The following is a 12,924-nucleotide window of genomic DNA, read 5'->3' on the forward strand; positions in this document are numbered from 1 at the left end:
CCGGTACGCCGACCTGTCGGCACGTCGCCCGGCCCGGCCACCCGGACCGGTAGCTTGCCGGCATGGCGATCGATCCACGCGGTGCGGACCTGAAGCGCTATCTCCAGGAGGACCCCGGCGGCCCCGTCGTGATGCTCAACCTGCTGCGGTTCGCCGAGGGCGGGCGGGAGCTCTACGCGCAGTACGCCGACGCCCTGTCCACGACGTTCCTCCCCCGGTACGGCGGCGAGGTGCTCTACGCCGGGAGCGGCTCCACCCCGCTGGTGGCCGAGACCGGGCAGGACTGGGACGCGGTGCTGCTGGTCCGCTACCCCTCCCGCGAGGCGTTCAGCCGCATGGTCGCCGACCCCGAGTACCAGCAGGTGACGGGCCTGCGCACCCGGGCGCTGACCGAGGCGGTCCTCCAGGCCACCACGGCCTGGTAGCCCCGTGGGGCCACGGCGGCGGTGGCGCGGCCCGGCGGCCGCGCTGCTGGCCTCTGCCGTCCTCGCCGGCTGCGGCGGCGCACCCGACCCGGTGCCCGGCGAGGTGTCGGGCACGGTCTCGCCGGGTGCCCAGCGGGTGAGCTGTGCAGGCAGCGGACCGGCGGTCGTGCTGGTGCACGGCCTCGGCGACGACGCGTCCTCGGCGCAGTGGGTGGACGTGCACCGCGCGCTGGCCGACCGGGCGCGGGTCTGCCGCTACGACCGGCCGGGGACCGGCGACAGCCCGGTGCCCTCGACGGCGGGGCGCGGGGCGGACGCACTCGACGCCGAGCTGGACGCGGTGGTGCGGCACGCCGCCGTCGAGAGCGACGTCGTCCTGGTCGCGCACTCCTTCGGCGGCTACCCGGCCCGGGTCTACGCCGACCGGCACCCCGAGCGGGTGGCGGGCCTGGTCCTCGTCGATGCGCTGGACCCCTCGGTCGGCGTGGTCCGCGGCACGGGGGCCGGCTCCCTCGAGGACGTGCCCATGGCCGGCGAGCGCCTCGACCTCCGCGACGTGGAGCGCGCCGCCGCATCGGTCGAGATCCTGCCCGGCGACCCGCCGGTGGTCGTGCTCAGCCGCGGGCGGGGCGCCTCGCCCGCCTGGTCCGCCGGCCAGGATGCGCTGGCCGCCCTCTCGCCGCGGTCACGGTCGGTGGTCGTCGACGCCGGGCACCAGATCCCGTCGGAGGAGCCGGAGGCGGTCGTCGACGCCGTCGAGGCGCTGCTCGACGAGCTCGGCTGAAGCCGGCCCGGCACCTCGCCGGTGTCGCGGTCAGTGGCCGCGGAAGGCCTCCTCGAGCCACCAGGAGGGCACCTCGCGGGTCACCTTGGCGTCGACCAGCAGCGGCGCGGACCGGGGACCGGCCAGCCAGGCCGCGACGCCCTCGAGGTCGGCGGGCCCCCGGACGGTGACCGCGTCGTACCCGTGCCCGCGGGCGATGGCGGCGAAGTCGGTCTCGGGGAACCGGACGATGTCCAGCGGGTGGCCGTCGGGGCCGAAGTGGTGCACCTCGGCCCCGTAGCCGGCGTCGTCGTAGACCACCACGACCATCGGCAGGCCGAGCCGGACCACCGTCTCCAGCTCGGCGGCCCCCATGAGCGCCCCGCCGTCGCCGAGCGCGGCCACCGGGAGCCGGTCGGGGCGGGCGAGCGCCGCGCCGATCGCCGTCGCCAGCCCCAGCCCGACCGACTGGAACGCCTGGGTGAAGCAGAAGCCCTGCTCGTCGGGCACGTCGAGGAACATGCTCGGGTAGCCCATGAAGTTGCCGGAGTCGACGGCCACGACCCGCTCGGCGGGCAGCAGGTCGTCCAGCGCGGCGGTGAGGGCGCGCGGGTCGATCCGGCCGCCCTCCTCGTCGGTGCGCGGCTCGTCGCGCCAGCGCCCGCGGGCGGCGATCGCGTCCCGCACCTCCGCGGTGCGGTACCCGCCCGCGGCCGGGCCCCCGAGCACCGCGGTGACCGCCTCGGCCGTGGCGTGCACGTCGCCGACGACGCCGAACGCCACCTCGCGCTGCGCCCCGATGGCCGTCCCGTCGTCGTCGACCTGGACCACGACGGCGTCCTCGGCGATCAGCCGGCCGTGGCGCATCGTCCACATGTTGAGCTGGCAGCCCCAGCCCACGATCAGGTCCGCCTCCGAGATCAGCTCGGCGGCCAGCGGGGTCGCGAAGCCCCCGGAGACGTCGAGGTCCCAGTCGCTGCCGCGGAACAGCCCCTTGGCCACCGCCGAGGTGGCGAGCAGGGCGCCGCACCGCTCGGCGAGGAACTCCAGCGCGGTGCGGGCGGCCCGTGCGCCGCGACCGGCCACGAACACCGGTCGGCGGGCGGCGCGCAGCGCCTCGGCGAGCCGCGCCACCGCCGCCTCGTCGGGGGGGACCGGGGACGGCGCGGGCACCGCCGGCGGTGCGGCGCCGCCGGCCGGGAGGCCCTGGACGTCCAACGGCAGGTTGAGCACGACGGTGCGCCGCTCCAGCCGCGCGGTGTCGACGGCGGCCGCGGCCACCGCCACCGCGTCGTCCGCGGAGGTCGCCCGCAGGGACATCGCACCGACCGCCGCGGCCAGGGCGGGCTGGTCGACGAAGAAGTTCGACCGCGGGGAGGTGGCCTCGGCGGTCAGCACCACCAGCGGGGTGCGGCTCTTGGCGGCCTCGGTGATGCCGGTGAGCGCGTTGGTCAGCCCGCAGCCCTGGTGCAGGCTGAGCACCGCCGGGCGGCCGGTCACCCGCGCGTGGGCGTCGGCCATCGTGGCCGCCCCGCCCTCGTGGCGGGCGGCGACGTACCGGGCGCCGGCGGCGACCATCGCGTTGGTCGCCACGAAGTTGCCCGAGCCGACGACGCCGAACACCGCCTCCACCCCCCGTGCGACGAGGGTCTCCCCGACCGCCTGCGCGACGGTGCGCCCGGTCGCGCCGCTCATCCCCGCTCGACCAGCGCCAGCACGCGCGACGGCGAGCCCGAGCCGGAGACGATCGGCAGCGGGGCGGCGACCAGGAGGGCGCCGGTGGGCGGCAGCAGCGCGAGGTTCTGCAGCTGGGTGAGGCCGTACTTGCCGCTGCCCATCAGCGAGGCGTGGCAGGGGAAGGGCGGGTCGAAGGAGTGCGCCGCGCCGGCGTCGGTGCCCACCGTCTCCACGCCCAGCCCCAGCACCGGCGACTCGTCGGCCAGCCAGCGCGCGCACTCCACCGACAGGCCGGGGGTGTGCGGTCCGGTGTCGTCGGCGTTGAGGAACTCCTGCTGGGAGGCCGAGCGGGCGTCCCAGCCGGTGCGGAAGAGCAGCCACCCGCCCTCGGGCAGCGGACCGTGCTCGGCCTCCCACGCGCGCACGTGCTCGACCTCGAGCAGGAAGTCGGGGTCGGCCGCCGCCTGCTCCGAGAAGTCGAGGACGACGGCGGGGGCGATCAGCCGCCCCGCCGGCACGGAGGCCACGTCGTCGCCGTCGCGGCCGGTGACCCAGTGGTTGGGCGCGTCGAAGTGCGTGCCGGTGTGCTCGCCGGTGCGGAAGTTGTTCCAGTACCAGGCCGGGCCGCGGTCGTCGTACCGGCTCAGCTCCTCCAGCTCGAAGCGCGCCGTCTGGGCGAACTGCTCGGGGAGCTGGATGACCGGCGTCTCCGCCGACAGGGGCGCGGTGAGGTCGACGACCTCGATCCGCGCGCTGACCAGCGCCTCGGCGAGGCTGGAGAGGATCGACATCGCACTTCCTTCGTGGGCCGGCGGACGGGCCGACAGCCAATCACAGGCCCACGGGCGACGGCGCTCAGCGCTCCTTGGGGATCATGATCCACAGCACGATGTAGGCGATCTCGCCGACGCCGAAGAGCCCGAACAGCACGAACCCGATCCGCACCAGGCCCGTCGAGATGCCGAAGCGCTGGGCGAGGCCGGCGCACACGCCGGCGATCATCTTGCGTCCACGTGGTCTGACCAGCGGTGATGTCATCCCCGCCCGCTACCCGCCCGCCCCGGCGGGAACACCTCGGTCAGGCCTGCACGACCGGGCACGCCCGCCCGCCTATCCCGTCGCGGGCGGGGTAGGGAGGCCGACCATGGATGCCGTGACTTTCGGGAAGGCCGGCCTCAAGGGCTGGCGTGCACGCGTGGCCGACGCCGTGGCCGGGCCGGTGGCCCAGCGCACCCCGGTCAGCGACGACCAGGTGCGGGCCGCGATCGGGGCGCTCTTCCTCGCCCTGTCGGTCATGTACGTGGCCAAGGCGGTGAAGGACCTCGCGACCAGCCGCTGAACCGGCGACCGCCGGCCGGGCCCCACCCCGCATGGGGGAACTCACCGCGCGGGCCTTCCCCGCGGAGGGCGAACGGGTTGTACAGTGATCGTTGGTCGCTGTTGCGCCTCTGCTTTCGTTCTTGGACGTCCGCAGTCGTCTCTGCCTGACGTTCCTCTCGGTCCTGCCGGTCGGTGCGGCGGCCCCGCACCCGGTACGTACCTGTGCGGTCACCTCCCAGCACGGAAGAAGAACGACATGGCTCAGGGCACTGTGAAGTGGTTCAACGCGGAGAAGGGCTTCGGGTTCATCGCCCAGGACGGCGGCGGCGCCGACGTCTTCTGCCACTACTCCGCCATCAGCGGCGACGGCTACAAGTCCCTCGACGAGGGCCAGCAGGTCGAGTTCGACGTCACGCAGGGCCAGAAGGGCCCGCAGGCGGAGAACGTCCGCGCCCTCTGATCGACGCATGAGGGAGGGCCACGGCGCACTGCGCCGTGGCCCTTTCGCGTCCCGGTCCCGGCACGCCCGCCGCACCGGCCCCGCACACCGAGGAGGACGCCATCGCCACGCACGCCGGACGCTGCGAGGAAGCCCCTCTCGGTTGCCCCTGCCGGGGCGACGAGAGGATCCACGAGGAGCGGACCCGCGCCCTCGCCGAGGCGCGCGCCGGCTCCGGGGAGGCGGTCGAGTGCCCCGAGTGCGGCGGTCCGACGACCCCGCTGGCCATCGTCTCCTGGGGGAACTGCCGGGCCTGCCGCACCGCCCACTCCCGGTCCACCCACCCGCTGCGCTGGTGACCGGGCGGCGCGGGGCGCGGATGGTCAGAGACTGACCGCGACGGTCGCCGCGAGCTCCCGGCAGGCCTCCAGGTCCGCGGGACCGGGGGCGCCGATCAGGCTCAGCGGCGCCGCCACCTGCTTCCAGCGCAGGGCGCCGGTGATCCGCTCGATGCTGCGCAGCGCGCCGGCCGTGTCATCGTTGCCGTGCACGTACACCCCGAACGGCAGACCGGCGGTCGCCTCGAGGCACGGGTAGTAGACGGTGTCGAAGAAGTGCTTGAGCGCCCCCGACATGTAGCCGATGTTGGCCGGGGTGCCCAGGAGGACCCCGTCAGCGGCGAGCAGGTCCGCGGCACCGGCCGACAGCGCCGGGCGCAGCACCGGCTCCACGTCGTCGACGAGGGCGACGCCCTCGCGCACCGCCTCGAGCACGGCCTGCAGGGCCGGCGAGGGGGTGTGGTGGACCACGAGCAGACGGGGCATCCCGACATTCTCTCCCCCCGTCCGCACCCGGGCGCCACCAGCGGCCGGAGGTGTGGGAGTCGGTGCGTGCACCTGGTCCTCGAGTACGTGCTGGCCGACCCCTACGACCGCGCCCTCCTGGTGTGGACGGCGCCGCGCGAGGTGGTGGAGCGGTTCGTGGCGGAGGACCCCTGCGTCACCCAGGGCCTCGTGACGGCGTGGACGATCCGGCCCTGGACCGTCGTCGTCGGCTGACCCGGCCGGTCAGCTCCGCACGCCGTCCCCTCCCGGGCGCAGCTGCCGGTAGATGCGGGCCAGGTCGGGGAGTTGGACGTGCGCGTTGAGCCCGCTCGGGTTCGGCACCACCCAGGTGACCGCGCCGCCCACCCGTTCGGGCTGGCGCCCGGCGACCGCCTTCGGCCGCGCGAACCCCTGCCGCCAGGCGGTGATGCCGAGGACCGCCAGCACCCGCGGCTGCACGCGGGCCACGAGCCGCTCCAGCGCCTCCGCGCCGGCCTGCAGCTCCTCGAGGGACAGCTCCGCCGCCGTGCGCGTCGGCCGGTCCACGACGTTGGTGATCCCGAGCCCGTACCGCAGCAGCTCGCGGCCCTCCTCCGGGCGCAGCAGCCGCGGGGTGAACCCCGCGAGGTGGATCGCCGGCCAGAACCGGTTGCCCGGCCGGGCGAAGTGGTGCCCGACCTGGGCCGACAGCAGCGAGGGGTTGATGCCGCAGAACAGCACGTCGAGCCCCGGGGCGACGACGTCGGGCACGGGCTTGCCGGAGGAGGGCACATCGGGCAGCGCTCCATCGGGCAGCGCTCCATCGGGCAGCGATCCAGCGGGCACCGCCCCATCCTGGGGCGCAGGGCAGGTCCGCCGCTCGGGGACCGTCGACGCCCCCCGGGGGAAGCGGCCCGCGCGACCGAGGACTGCGGCCCCGACGGGGGCGGCGGCACCAGCGGGGGTCAGTCGCGGCGACGGTTCCCCGCCGGCACCGCACCTGTGTCGGTGAGCTCGCGGGCGACGTCGAGCAGCTTCCGGTTCAGTTCCTGCGACACCGTGGCGAGCACGCCGAACGCCTGCTCCGCGGTGAGCCTGTGCCGTTCCATCAGGATGCCCTTGGCCTGCCCGATGAGGTCCCGGGTGCCCATGCCGACGCGCAGGTTCGATTCGTGCTCGGCGCCGGCCAGCGCCACCGCCGCGTGGCTGGCGAACATCTGCCCGATCTCCTGGGCCTCCTCGTCGAAGGCGCCGGCGACCCGCGCGTAGACGTTCAGCGCCCAGCCGGTCGCCCTCGACGAAGAGCCGGAAGCACATCACGCTGCCCGCGCCCAGCGCAGCAGCCCGGGAGCGAACTCGGGCCACCGCCGGTCACCGGCCACGTCGTCGACCCGGACCGTCTCCTCCTCGAAGACCGCGTCCAGGCACGGGCCCTCCCCGACCCGGTCCTGCAGCCGGTCGACCTCGCGCGGCAGGTCGCTGGTCGCTGCGCGCGGCTCGACCCGCGTGCGCCCGATGACGTAGGTGATGCCGCACTCGTGAGCACCGGGGACCGCACCGACCGCAGCGGTGGTGATGGCCTCGACATCACCGTGCTCCTCCTGGAGCCGCCGCGCGACCCGGCTCATCGTCTCGCCGAGGTGCGGCACGGCACCGGTGCCCTGGTCGTCCCCCACCCCCCGACCGTGGTGGGCGAGGCGTCACCTCCGGCCCCACCACGTCACCCGGGACGACGGGGGACCCGTCCCGGTGCGGTCAGCGGTAGGCCCCCCTTACGGTGAGGGTGAGATGACCAGCCATCGCATCGACCGCAAGCGCCCCTATCCGGGGCGTCCAGTGCTTACGCCACGCTGACGCGTGGCCGGCTGGTTCCTGTTTCACCGGGCAGCACCGGACCAGCCGGAGCGGCTGGTCCTGACACCCACCCTCCACAGGCATGCCGAGTGCTCTCGGCTGTCGGGCCGCCCGGGTGGCGGTCCCCGGCCCGGATCACACACGGGCAGAGCCCGAGCGTGTGCTCGCCCCAGGCGGCGAGGTTGGCGGCGGCGTTCACGTCCCGGTCGGCCACATGGCCGCACGAGTCGTTGCCGCAGCGGTAGGTGCACTCAGCGAGGGTGAGCTTGGGTCTCACCGCACCGCACGCGGAGCATGTCTTGGAGGACGCGAACCAGCGGTCCGCAACGATCAGCTGCCCACCGTGGCGGATCGTCTTGTAGGTCAGTTGCCGGGCTAGTTCGGCCCAGCCCTGGTCGCCGATCGCGGCGGCCAGGTGCCGGTTGCGCAGCATGTTTGCCGTGGCGAGGTCCTCGATGACCACGACCCCGTGCGCATGGGCGAGTCGGGCGGTGAAGCCGTGCAGGGTGTCGGCGCGGACAGCGACGGCACGCGCGTGCGCGCGGCCAAGCCGCTCGACGGCCTTGCGCCGGTTCGCCGATCCCTTCGCCGTCCGCGACACCGCCCGCTGCAGGTGCTTCACATGTCGCAGCCGGTCGCGCAGCGCCCGGGACGCGGGCAACTCAGCGACCAGTGCACCGTCGGCCGTGGCGACCACGGCGGCGGTCGTCACCCCACGGTCCACGCCGGCCACCGGCCCGGCCGGTGCCACGTGCCGCTCACCGGGGATCCGCGCCTCGCGGGTGAAGTTCACAGTCGCGTACCAGTGCCCGTCAGAGTGCCGGGTGACGGTGAGGTGCTGCAGCATCGCGTGTCCGCGGCGCAGCAGCCGGCGCAGCTTCGCCTGCTGCGGGCACGCGGCGGCGATACGGACCCAGCCGTACTTGGCCAACCGCACCCGCCCGGACTCGAGTGCCAGCCCGTCGCGGACGGTGAACCGGGCCCGGTCGCGGTGCCGGGACTTGAACCGCGGAAACCGACGCTTCCCCGCGAGGAACGCCTGGTGCGCGGTCGCCGCGTCACGGAGTGCGTACCGGAACGTCCAGGTCGAGTGCTCACCCGCCCACGGCGCCACCTCGGGCCGCTCGGCGGTCCAGAGCTTGCCCAGGGTGAAGTAGGTCAGCGGGCGGACCCGGTCGGGCTTCTCGATGCCGTAGCTGGCCTCGGCGTGCCACTGGTCGGCGTTGGCCTTGATCTTCGCCACCGCCCAGTTCCACGCCTTGCGGCGAGCACCCGCGGCGCGCAGCAGCATCCCGGCCTGGACGTCGGTCACGTCCAGCCGCACCCGCACCGCCCCATGCGCCACGACCCCGATAGTGCCGGGCGGGTCCGACAAGATCAGGAAGCCCGCATCACACCTTCACCGTAAGGGGGGTCAGCGGTAGGTGAGCAGGTGCCGCCGGTCGCCCGTGACGTGCGCGTGGTCGTTGAAGGCCAGCAGGGACAGCCCCGATGCGCCCGCCAGCACAGATGTGACCCCGACGTTCACCGCGGCCCGGTTCAGCGCCACCACGCCGTCGGCCGGGGCGCCGAGCAGCCCGGCCACCAGCGCGGCGATCACCCCGCCGGAGCTGACGACGACGGCGTCGCGCCCCCGCGGGAGGCCGGCGGCCAGGTCCGCGACGGCCGCGGCCGCCCCCGACGAGAAGGCCGGCCAGCCGTCCGCGTCGCCGGCCGCGATCCAGGAGCGGAGCGCGCCGTCGAGCAGCCGCTGCACCTGGCGGGATCCGGAGTCCCCGACCGGCTCCCCGTCGTCGGCGGGGTAGCGCTTCAGCAGGTCGAGGTGGTCGTACTCGTCCAGCCGGGGGTCGGCGGCCCCGACGGGGCCGAAGCCGGCCGCCTCCACGAGCAGCGCCGCGGTGTCGCGTTGCCGGCGCAGGGTTCCCGAGACCACCAGCGGGTCCCTCAGCTCCCGGCGTCGCAGCTCCTCCCCGACGCAGCGCGACTGCTCGCGGCCGAGCTCGCTCAGGACGTCGTAGTCGTCGGCACCGAAGGAGGCCTGCCCGTGCCGGACGAGGCAGATCAGCGGCATCCGGCCAGCCGCTCCGCGCGCTGGAGCAGGGCCGCGGCGGCGAAGCCGAAGTGCGCGAACCGCGGGTTGGTGGTGTGCCCGGAGCGGTAGCGCGCCCAGATCTGCTGGATGATCACCGCGAGCCGGAACAACCCGAAGACCTCGTAGAAGGCCCAGTTCTCCGTGCGCAGCCCCGTGCGCTCGAGGTAGCGCGCCACGATCTCCTCGCGGGTGGGCATCCCGGCCAGCGTGCTCGGCTGGGTGGAGACCAGCCCGAACTCCTCGTCGTCGTCGGCGGTGACCCAGTAGGCCAGCGACGCGCCGAGGTCCATGAGCGGGTCGCCGACCGTGGCCATCTCCCAGTCCAGGACACCGGTGATACGCGGCGTGCCGGACAGGTCGAGGACGAGGTTGTCGAGCTTCCAGTCGCCGTGCAGGAGGCTGGCCCGCACGTCCTCCGGCTGATGCTCGGCCAGCCAGGCCATCAGCTCCTCGGCGGGCGGGACGTCGTCGGTGAGCGCGTCGCGGAAGCGGCGGGACCAGCCCTCCACCTGCCGGCGGACGTACCCGGGTCCCTTCCCGAGGTCGGCCAGCCCGGCGGCGTCGACGTCGATGGAGTGCAGGTCGGCGAGGGTGTCGTACGCCGTCTCGCCGAGCACCCGTGCCTGCTCCGGGGACAGCTGGACGCCCTCGGGCAGCGTCCGGCCGAGCACGGTGCCGACCAGCTGCTCCATGACGTAGAAGTCGCTGCCGATGACCGAGTGGTCCTCGCAGAACCCGTGGATCTCCGCGACGACGTCCAGGTGCGGCCGCAGCCGCTGCTGCACCCGCACCTCCCGGCCCATGTCGTGCGCCGAGGCCGCCTTGTGCCCGTGCGGTGGCCGGCGGAGCACCAGCTGCGGGTCGCCGTAGTCGAGCAGGTAGGTGAGGTTGCTGGCCCCGCCGGAGAACTGCCGCACCGCAGGCGCGGGCCGTCCCTCCAGCGCAGGGACGCGCGGCACCAGCCACGCGTGCACGGCCTCGACGTCGAAGGCGTCCTCGGGGCGGACCTCACGGAGCCGGCTGGCGTTCTCGCTCATCGCACCCATCCCACCACGAGCCGCCGCGACGACGTGCGGGACCGGTGGGCCGCGTCGCGGGCGGCCGCCCGGACCCGCAGGCCGGACCGACGGGTGGAACACGTGCGCACCTCCCTACGCCCGGTCACGGTGGGTCGGCGTCGCGCGTCCCTGGGCCCCACCGCCCGGTTTCCCCGGCTAACCTCGCCGGGAGGTCGAAGCTCCGGCCCGACGCACGCGGCGACGCGTGCCGTGCACCCGGAGCCGTCTCCGGGGCACCTGCCAGAGGGGGCCTGCCATGTCACCGCACCCGGACCAGCCCGGCGTCCCGCTCGACATCCCGCCGGTGCCCTTCCGCATCGACGTCGACCTCGTGGAGGCGACGGTGGCCGTCGCCGGGGAGCTGGACCGCGAGCACGCCCACCTGCTGCTCGACGGGCTCGCGGCGCTGGTCGCCGGCGCGCACCGCCGCTGGTCCGTCGACGCCGCCGAGGTCGTCTTCTGCGACGCGGCGGGGCTGCGCGTCCTGGTCACCGCGCACCACCTCGCGCGCAGGCACGGGAGCGCACTGGTGCTGGAGCGGCCGAGCCCCTGCCTGCACCGGTTGATCCTGCTGGTGGGGCTGCAGCAGATGCTGGACGTCCGTCCGGCGGGGCCCGCGCCGAACCCGGCGGCCGATGGACGCCGCCCGCTCCCCCACGGCGGTCCGCTCCGGGTGGGGCACCCCGTCCGTGCCGTCCCGACGGACGTGTGACGCGGGACGGCCGCTACTGGACGGGCGCTCCCGGCGGGGGCAGGCGGTGCACCCGCTGCTCGTCGACCGACGCCACGCCGGCCACAGCGCTCAGCGTGCCGAGCGTGCCCGGCGGCACCGAGCCGGTGATGATCCCGAGCCCGTCGAGGACCTGGTCGACCTGCATCCCCCGCGCCCGCAGGCCCTGCACGACGCCGTCGAGGGCGCTCAGGTGCCGCTCGTCCACGGTCACGCTGACCTGGGTCATGCCCCGACGCTACAAGGAACCCGCGGGGCCGGGAACGCTCACCGCGGCGCGAGCACCAGGCCGCTGCCGGAATCGACCGAGGGCTGCGCAAGCCGTTCGCCCTCCTGGACCAGCGTGGCCCACAGCTCCAGCCCCCGCCGGCCCGTCGCCTCCGCCCAGAGGGCGGCGACCCCGGCGACGTGCGGGGTCGCCATGCTGGTGCCGCTGATGGTGTTGTAGCGGGCGGGCATCGGCCACGCCGAGCACACCTCGGAGCCGGGGGCGGCGACGTCGACCTGCCCGCCGCGGCCGGGGAGGCTGCGGGCGGAGAACCAGGCGGGCACCAGTGCCTGGTCGAGCGCCCCGACCGCCAGGATCTCCGGGCTGTTGGCCGGGGCACCGACGAACCCCCACGAGCCCGCCCGGCGGTCGGCGTTGTTGCCGGCCGCGGCCACGACGAGCGATCCCTGCGCGAGCGCCCGCCGGCCGGCCGCCGAGTACGGCGGGTGGGCCTGGGCGACGTCGGCGCCCAGCGACATGGAGATCACCGGGCACCGGTTCGTCACCGCCCAGTTCATCCCGGCGAGGATGCCCGCGTCGGTGCCGCTGCCGTCGTCGCCGAGCACCTTCCCGGCGAAGATCTCCGCCTCGTGGGCGATGCCGTACCGCGGCCCCGCCGGCGGGGTCCGCGGTCCGCAGGCGGTGCCGATGCAGTGCGTGCCGTGGCCGTGCCCGTCCTGCGGCCCCTCGCCGGCCACGAACGACCGCGCCGTCACCGCGCGCCCGGCGAAGTCGGGGTGGTCGAGGTCGAACCCGGTGTCGAGCACGGCCACTCGGATCCCGCGGCCGGACAGCGCGGAGCCGTCGGCGCCGACGGCCTGCACACCCCAGGTCGCCTGGCGCGTGTCCTCGAACCGCGCCGCCGGTCCGGCGGGCTCCTCACCCGGGGCGGCCAGGAGGCGGCCGGTGAGGTCGGCGACGCCGTCGCGGTAGCCGCGGGCGTAGCTCGCCGTCCCTTGCTCGAGCACGTGGTGCACCAGTTCTGGCGAGACCGAGAGGACCGGCCGCCCGGTGGCCCCCGCCGCCAGCACGCCCACCCGGGCCGGGTCCGCCGCCACGACGGCGATCCCGAGCGCGGCGAACACGACCGCGGGGGACTCCCGGAGGACCTCCGGGGGGACGACCCCGTCGGCGAAGTCGCGCGAGTCCGCCACGTCGCGCACGCCGGCCCGTCCCCAGTCCACCGGACCGTCGCCGTCGGCGAGGACGAGCACCTGCCGGCCGGTGGTGCGGGTCAGCGGGCCGACCGCCCCGTGCCGCACGCTGCCCGGCTCCTCCGGTACCTGCGGATCGATCACTGCTCCCCCTCCGCGCCGCGGCGGAGCGCCGCGACGGCGCCTCCACCGCCCGACCGCCGCGAGCGGCCGGTGACGACAGGGTTCCGGAGAGTGGGCGCCGCCGCCAGCCGACGGCCGCCACCTACCGATGGGCATCCGGCGACCGGTAGACCTCCGGCGACCGGTAGGCCTCCGGCGACCTCGACAGCTGGGTGGGC

The 12,924-nt window shown here is 75.3% G+C and carries 19 protein-coding genes; 7 read left to right on the forward strand and 12 right to left on the reverse strand.

Annotation, left to right across the window (positions count from 1 at the left end; translation table 11 throughout):
- Nucleotides 1-62: 62 nt before the first annotated feature.
- A complete protein-coding gene (locus tag QOZ88_RS03825; protein WP_305998466.1) occupies nucleotides 63-425 on the forward strand; it encodes a DUF1330 domain-containing protein in 363 nt (120 codons plus the stop codon).
- Nucleotides 426-429: 4 nt separating this feature from the next.
- Entirely contained in the window at nucleotides 430-1,209 is a 780-nt protein-coding gene (locus QOZ88_RS03830; RefSeq protein WP_305998467.1) for an alpha/beta fold hydrolase, read from the forward strand.
- A gap of 30 nt (nucleotides 1,210-1,239) precedes the next feature.
- Here QOZ88_RS03830 and QOZ88_RS03835 read toward each other — a convergent pair whose 3' ends face one another.
- The 3 genes from QOZ88_RS03835 to QOZ88_RS03845 all read right to left on the reverse strand — a co-directional run bounded on the left by QOZ88_RS03835 (nucleotide 1,240) and on the right by QOZ88_RS03845 (nucleotide 3,903).
- Entirely contained in the window at nucleotides 1,240-2,883 is a 1,644-nt protein-coding gene (locus QOZ88_RS03835; protein ID WP_305998468.1) for a thiamine pyrophosphate-binding protein, read from the reverse strand.
- Nucleotides 2,880-3,656, reverse strand: coding sequence for a cyclase family protein (locus QOZ88_RS03840; protein ID WP_305998469.1), 777 nt, complete (start codon nucleotides 3,654-3,656; stop codon nucleotides 2,880-2,882). The genes QOZ88_RS03835 and QOZ88_RS03840 overlap by 4 nt, the downstream gene beginning before the upstream one ends.
- Nucleotides 3,657-3,720: 64 nt before the next feature.
- Nucleotides 3,721-3,903, reverse strand: coding sequence for a PspC domain-containing protein (locus tag QOZ88_RS03845; protein WP_091929742.1), 183 nt, complete (start codon nucleotides 3,901-3,903; stop codon nucleotides 3,721-3,723).
- 106 nt (nucleotides 3,904-4,009) lie between these two features.
- Between QOZ88_RS03845 and QOZ88_RS03850 the strand changes: the two genes are divergently transcribed.
- The 3 genes from QOZ88_RS03850 (at nucleotide 4,010) to QOZ88_RS03860 (ending at nucleotide 4,983) form a co-directional block, all read left to right on the forward strand.
- The gene (locus tag QOZ88_RS03850) at nucleotides 4,010-4,204 is read left to right on the forward strand and encodes a hypothetical protein (protein ID WP_305998470.1); all 195 of its coding nucleotides are present in this window, start codon (nucleotides 4,010-4,012) and stop codon (nucleotides 4,202-4,204) included.
- Between the two features lie 237 nt (nucleotides 4,205-4,441).
- Entirely contained in the window at nucleotides 4,442-4,645 is a 204-nt protein-coding gene (locus tag QOZ88_RS03855) for a cold-shock protein (protein WP_091929744.1), read from the forward strand.
- Between the two features lie 35 nt (nucleotides 4,646-4,680).
- The gene (locus tag QOZ88_RS03860) at nucleotides 4,681-4,983 is read left to right on the forward strand and encodes a hypothetical protein (RefSeq protein WP_305998471.1); all 303 of its coding nucleotides are present in this window, start codon (nucleotides 4,681-4,683) and stop codon (nucleotides 4,981-4,983) included.
- A 24-nt stretch (nucleotides 4,984-5,007) separates the two neighbouring features.
- Here QOZ88_RS03860 and QOZ88_RS03865 read toward each other — a convergent pair whose 3' ends face one another.
- On the reverse strand, nucleotides 5,008-5,448 hold the full coding sequence (locus QOZ88_RS03865; RefSeq protein WP_305998472.1) for an NAD(P)H-dependent oxidoreductase: 441 nt from the start codon (nucleotides 5,446-5,448) through the stop codon (nucleotides 5,008-5,010).
- Nucleotides 5,449-5,514: 66 nt separating this feature from the next.
- Between QOZ88_RS03865 and QOZ88_RS03870 the strand changes: the two genes are divergently transcribed.
- A complete protein-coding gene (locus QOZ88_RS03870; protein WP_305998473.1) occupies nucleotides 5,515-5,682 on the forward strand; it encodes a YciI family protein in 168 nt (55 codons plus the stop codon).
- Nucleotides 5,683-5,691: 9 nt separating this feature from the next.
- Here QOZ88_RS03870 and mug read toward each other — a convergent pair whose 3' ends face one another.
- The 6 genes from mug to QOZ88_RS03900 all read right to left on the reverse strand — a co-directional run bounded on the left by mug (nucleotide 5,692) and on the right by QOZ88_RS03900 (nucleotide 10,410).
- Nucleotides 5,692-6,273, reverse strand: coding sequence for a G/U mismatch-specific DNA glycosylase (gene mug / locus QOZ88_RS03875; RefSeq protein WP_305998474.1), 582 nt, complete (start codon nucleotides 6,271-6,273; stop codon nucleotides 5,692-5,694).
- Between the two features lie 119 nt (nucleotides 6,274-6,392).
- Entirely contained in the window at nucleotides 6,393-6,644 is a 252-nt protein-coding gene (locus tag QOZ88_RS03880; RefSeq protein ID WP_305998475.1) for an ANTAR domain-containing protein, read from the reverse strand.
- Nucleotides 6,645-6,743: 99 nt separating this feature from the next.
- On the reverse strand, nucleotides 6,744-7,103 hold the full coding sequence (locus QOZ88_RS03885) for a GAF domain-containing protein (RefSeq protein ID WP_305998476.1): 360 nt from the start codon (nucleotides 7,101-7,103) through the stop codon (nucleotides 6,744-6,746).
- 164 nt (nucleotides 7,104-7,267) lie between these two features.
- A complete protein-coding gene (locus QOZ88_RS03890) occupies nucleotides 7,268-8,626 on the reverse strand; it encodes an RNA-guided endonuclease InsQ/TnpB family protein (protein WP_305998477.1) in 1,359 nt (452 codons plus the stop codon).
- A 69-nt stretch (nucleotides 8,627-8,695) separates the two neighbouring features.
- Nucleotides 8,696-9,352: a histidine phosphatase family protein gene (locus tag QOZ88_RS03895; protein WP_305998478.1), complete on the reverse strand. Its 657-nt coding sequence runs from the start codon at nucleotides 9,350-9,352 to the stop codon at nucleotides 8,696-8,698.
- Nucleotides 9,343-10,410 (reverse strand): phosphotransferase family protein, encoded by a 1,068-nt coding sequence (locus tag QOZ88_RS03900; RefSeq protein WP_305998479.1) that lies wholly within the window; start codon nucleotides 10,408-10,410, stop codon nucleotides 9,343-9,345. The genes QOZ88_RS03895 and QOZ88_RS03900 overlap by 10 nt, the downstream gene beginning before the upstream one ends.
- A 277-nt stretch (nucleotides 10,411-10,687) precedes the next feature.
- Between QOZ88_RS03900 and QOZ88_RS03905 the strand changes: the two genes are divergently transcribed.
- Nucleotides 10,688-11,143, forward strand: coding sequence for an STAS domain-containing protein (locus QOZ88_RS03905; protein ID WP_305998480.1), 456 nt, complete (start codon nucleotides 10,688-10,690; stop codon nucleotides 11,141-11,143).
- 13 nt (nucleotides 11,144-11,156) lie between these two features.
- Here the strand turns inward: QOZ88_RS03905 and QOZ88_RS03910 are convergent, their stop codons facing one another.
- Together QOZ88_RS03910 and QOZ88_RS03915 are read right to left on the reverse strand one after the other, a co-directional pair.
- Nucleotides 11,157-11,390, reverse strand: a complete 234-nt coding sequence (locus QOZ88_RS03910; RefSeq protein ID WP_091929751.1) for a hypothetical protein — start codon at nucleotides 11,388-11,390, stop codon at nucleotides 11,157-11,159.
- A gap of 38 nt (nucleotides 11,391-11,428) precedes the next feature.
- Nucleotides 11,429-12,727: a S8 family serine peptidase gene (locus QOZ88_RS03915; RefSeq protein WP_305998481.1), complete on the reverse strand. Its 1,299-nt coding sequence runs from the start codon at nucleotides 12,725-12,727 to the stop codon at nucleotides 11,429-11,431.
- Nucleotides 12,728-12,924 lie beyond the last annotated feature (197 nt).

The sequence above is a fragment of the Blastococcus carthaginiensis genome, assembly GCF_030731085.1.
GTDB classification, from domain to species: domain Bacteria; phylum Actinomycetota; class Actinomycetes; order Mycobacteriales; family Geodermatophilaceae; genus Blastococcus; species Blastococcus carthaginiensis.

What these genes read in the sequence shown, in the direction of transcription:
- QOZ88_RS03855 (WP_091929744.1), top strand. Translation starts at nt 4,442, where the DNA reads ATGGCTCAGGGCACTGTGAAGTGGTTCAACGCGGAGAAGGGCTTCGGG.
- QOZ88_RS03910 (WP_091929751.1), bottom strand. Translation starts at nt 11,390, where the DNA reads ATGACCCAGGTCAGCGTGACCGTGGACGAGCGGCACCTGAGCGCCCTC.
- QOZ88_RS03865 (WP_305998472.1), bottom strand. Translation starts at nt 5,448, where the DNA reads ATGCCCCGTCTGCTCGTGGTCCACCACACCCCCTCGCCGGCCCTGCAG.
- QOZ88_RS03900 (WP_305998479.1), bottom strand. Translation starts at nt 10,410, where the DNA reads ATGAGCGAGAACGCCAGCCGGCTCCGTGAGGTCCGCCCCGAGGACGCC.
- QOZ88_RS03840 (WP_305998469.1), bottom strand. Translation starts at nt 3,656, where the DNA reads ATGTCGATCCTCTCCAGCCTCGCCGAGGCGCTGGTCAGCGCGCGGATC.
- QOZ88_RS03825 (WP_305998466.1), top strand. Translation starts at nt 63, where the DNA reads ATGGCGATCGATCCACGCGGTGCGGACCTGAAGCGCTATCTCCAGGAG.
- QOZ88_RS03895 (WP_305998478.1), bottom strand. Translation starts at nt 9,352, where the DNA reads ATGCCGCTGATCTGCCTCGTCCGGCACGGGCAGGCCTCCTTCGGTGCC.
- QOZ88_RS03835 (WP_305998468.1), bottom strand. Translation starts at nt 2,883, where the DNA reads ATGAGCGGCGCGACCGGGCGCACCGTCGCGCAGGCGGTCGGGGAGACC.
- QOZ88_RS03880 (WP_305998475.1), bottom strand. Translation starts at nt 6,644, where the DNA reads ATGTTCGCCAGCCACGCGGCGGTGGCGCTGGCCGGCGCCGAGCACGAA.
- QOZ88_RS03850 (WP_305998470.1), top strand. Translation starts at nt 4,010, where the DNA reads ATGGATGCCGTGACTTTCGGGAAGGCCGGCCTCAAGGGCTGGCGTGCA.
- QOZ88_RS03845 (WP_091929742.1), bottom strand. Translation starts at nt 3,903, where the DNA reads ATGACATCACCGCTGGTCAGACCACGTGGACGCAAGATGATCGCCGGC.
- QOZ88_RS03905 (WP_305998480.1), top strand. Translation starts at nt 10,688, where the DNA reads ATGTCACCGCACCCGGACCAGCCCGGCGTCCCGCTCGACATCCCGCCG.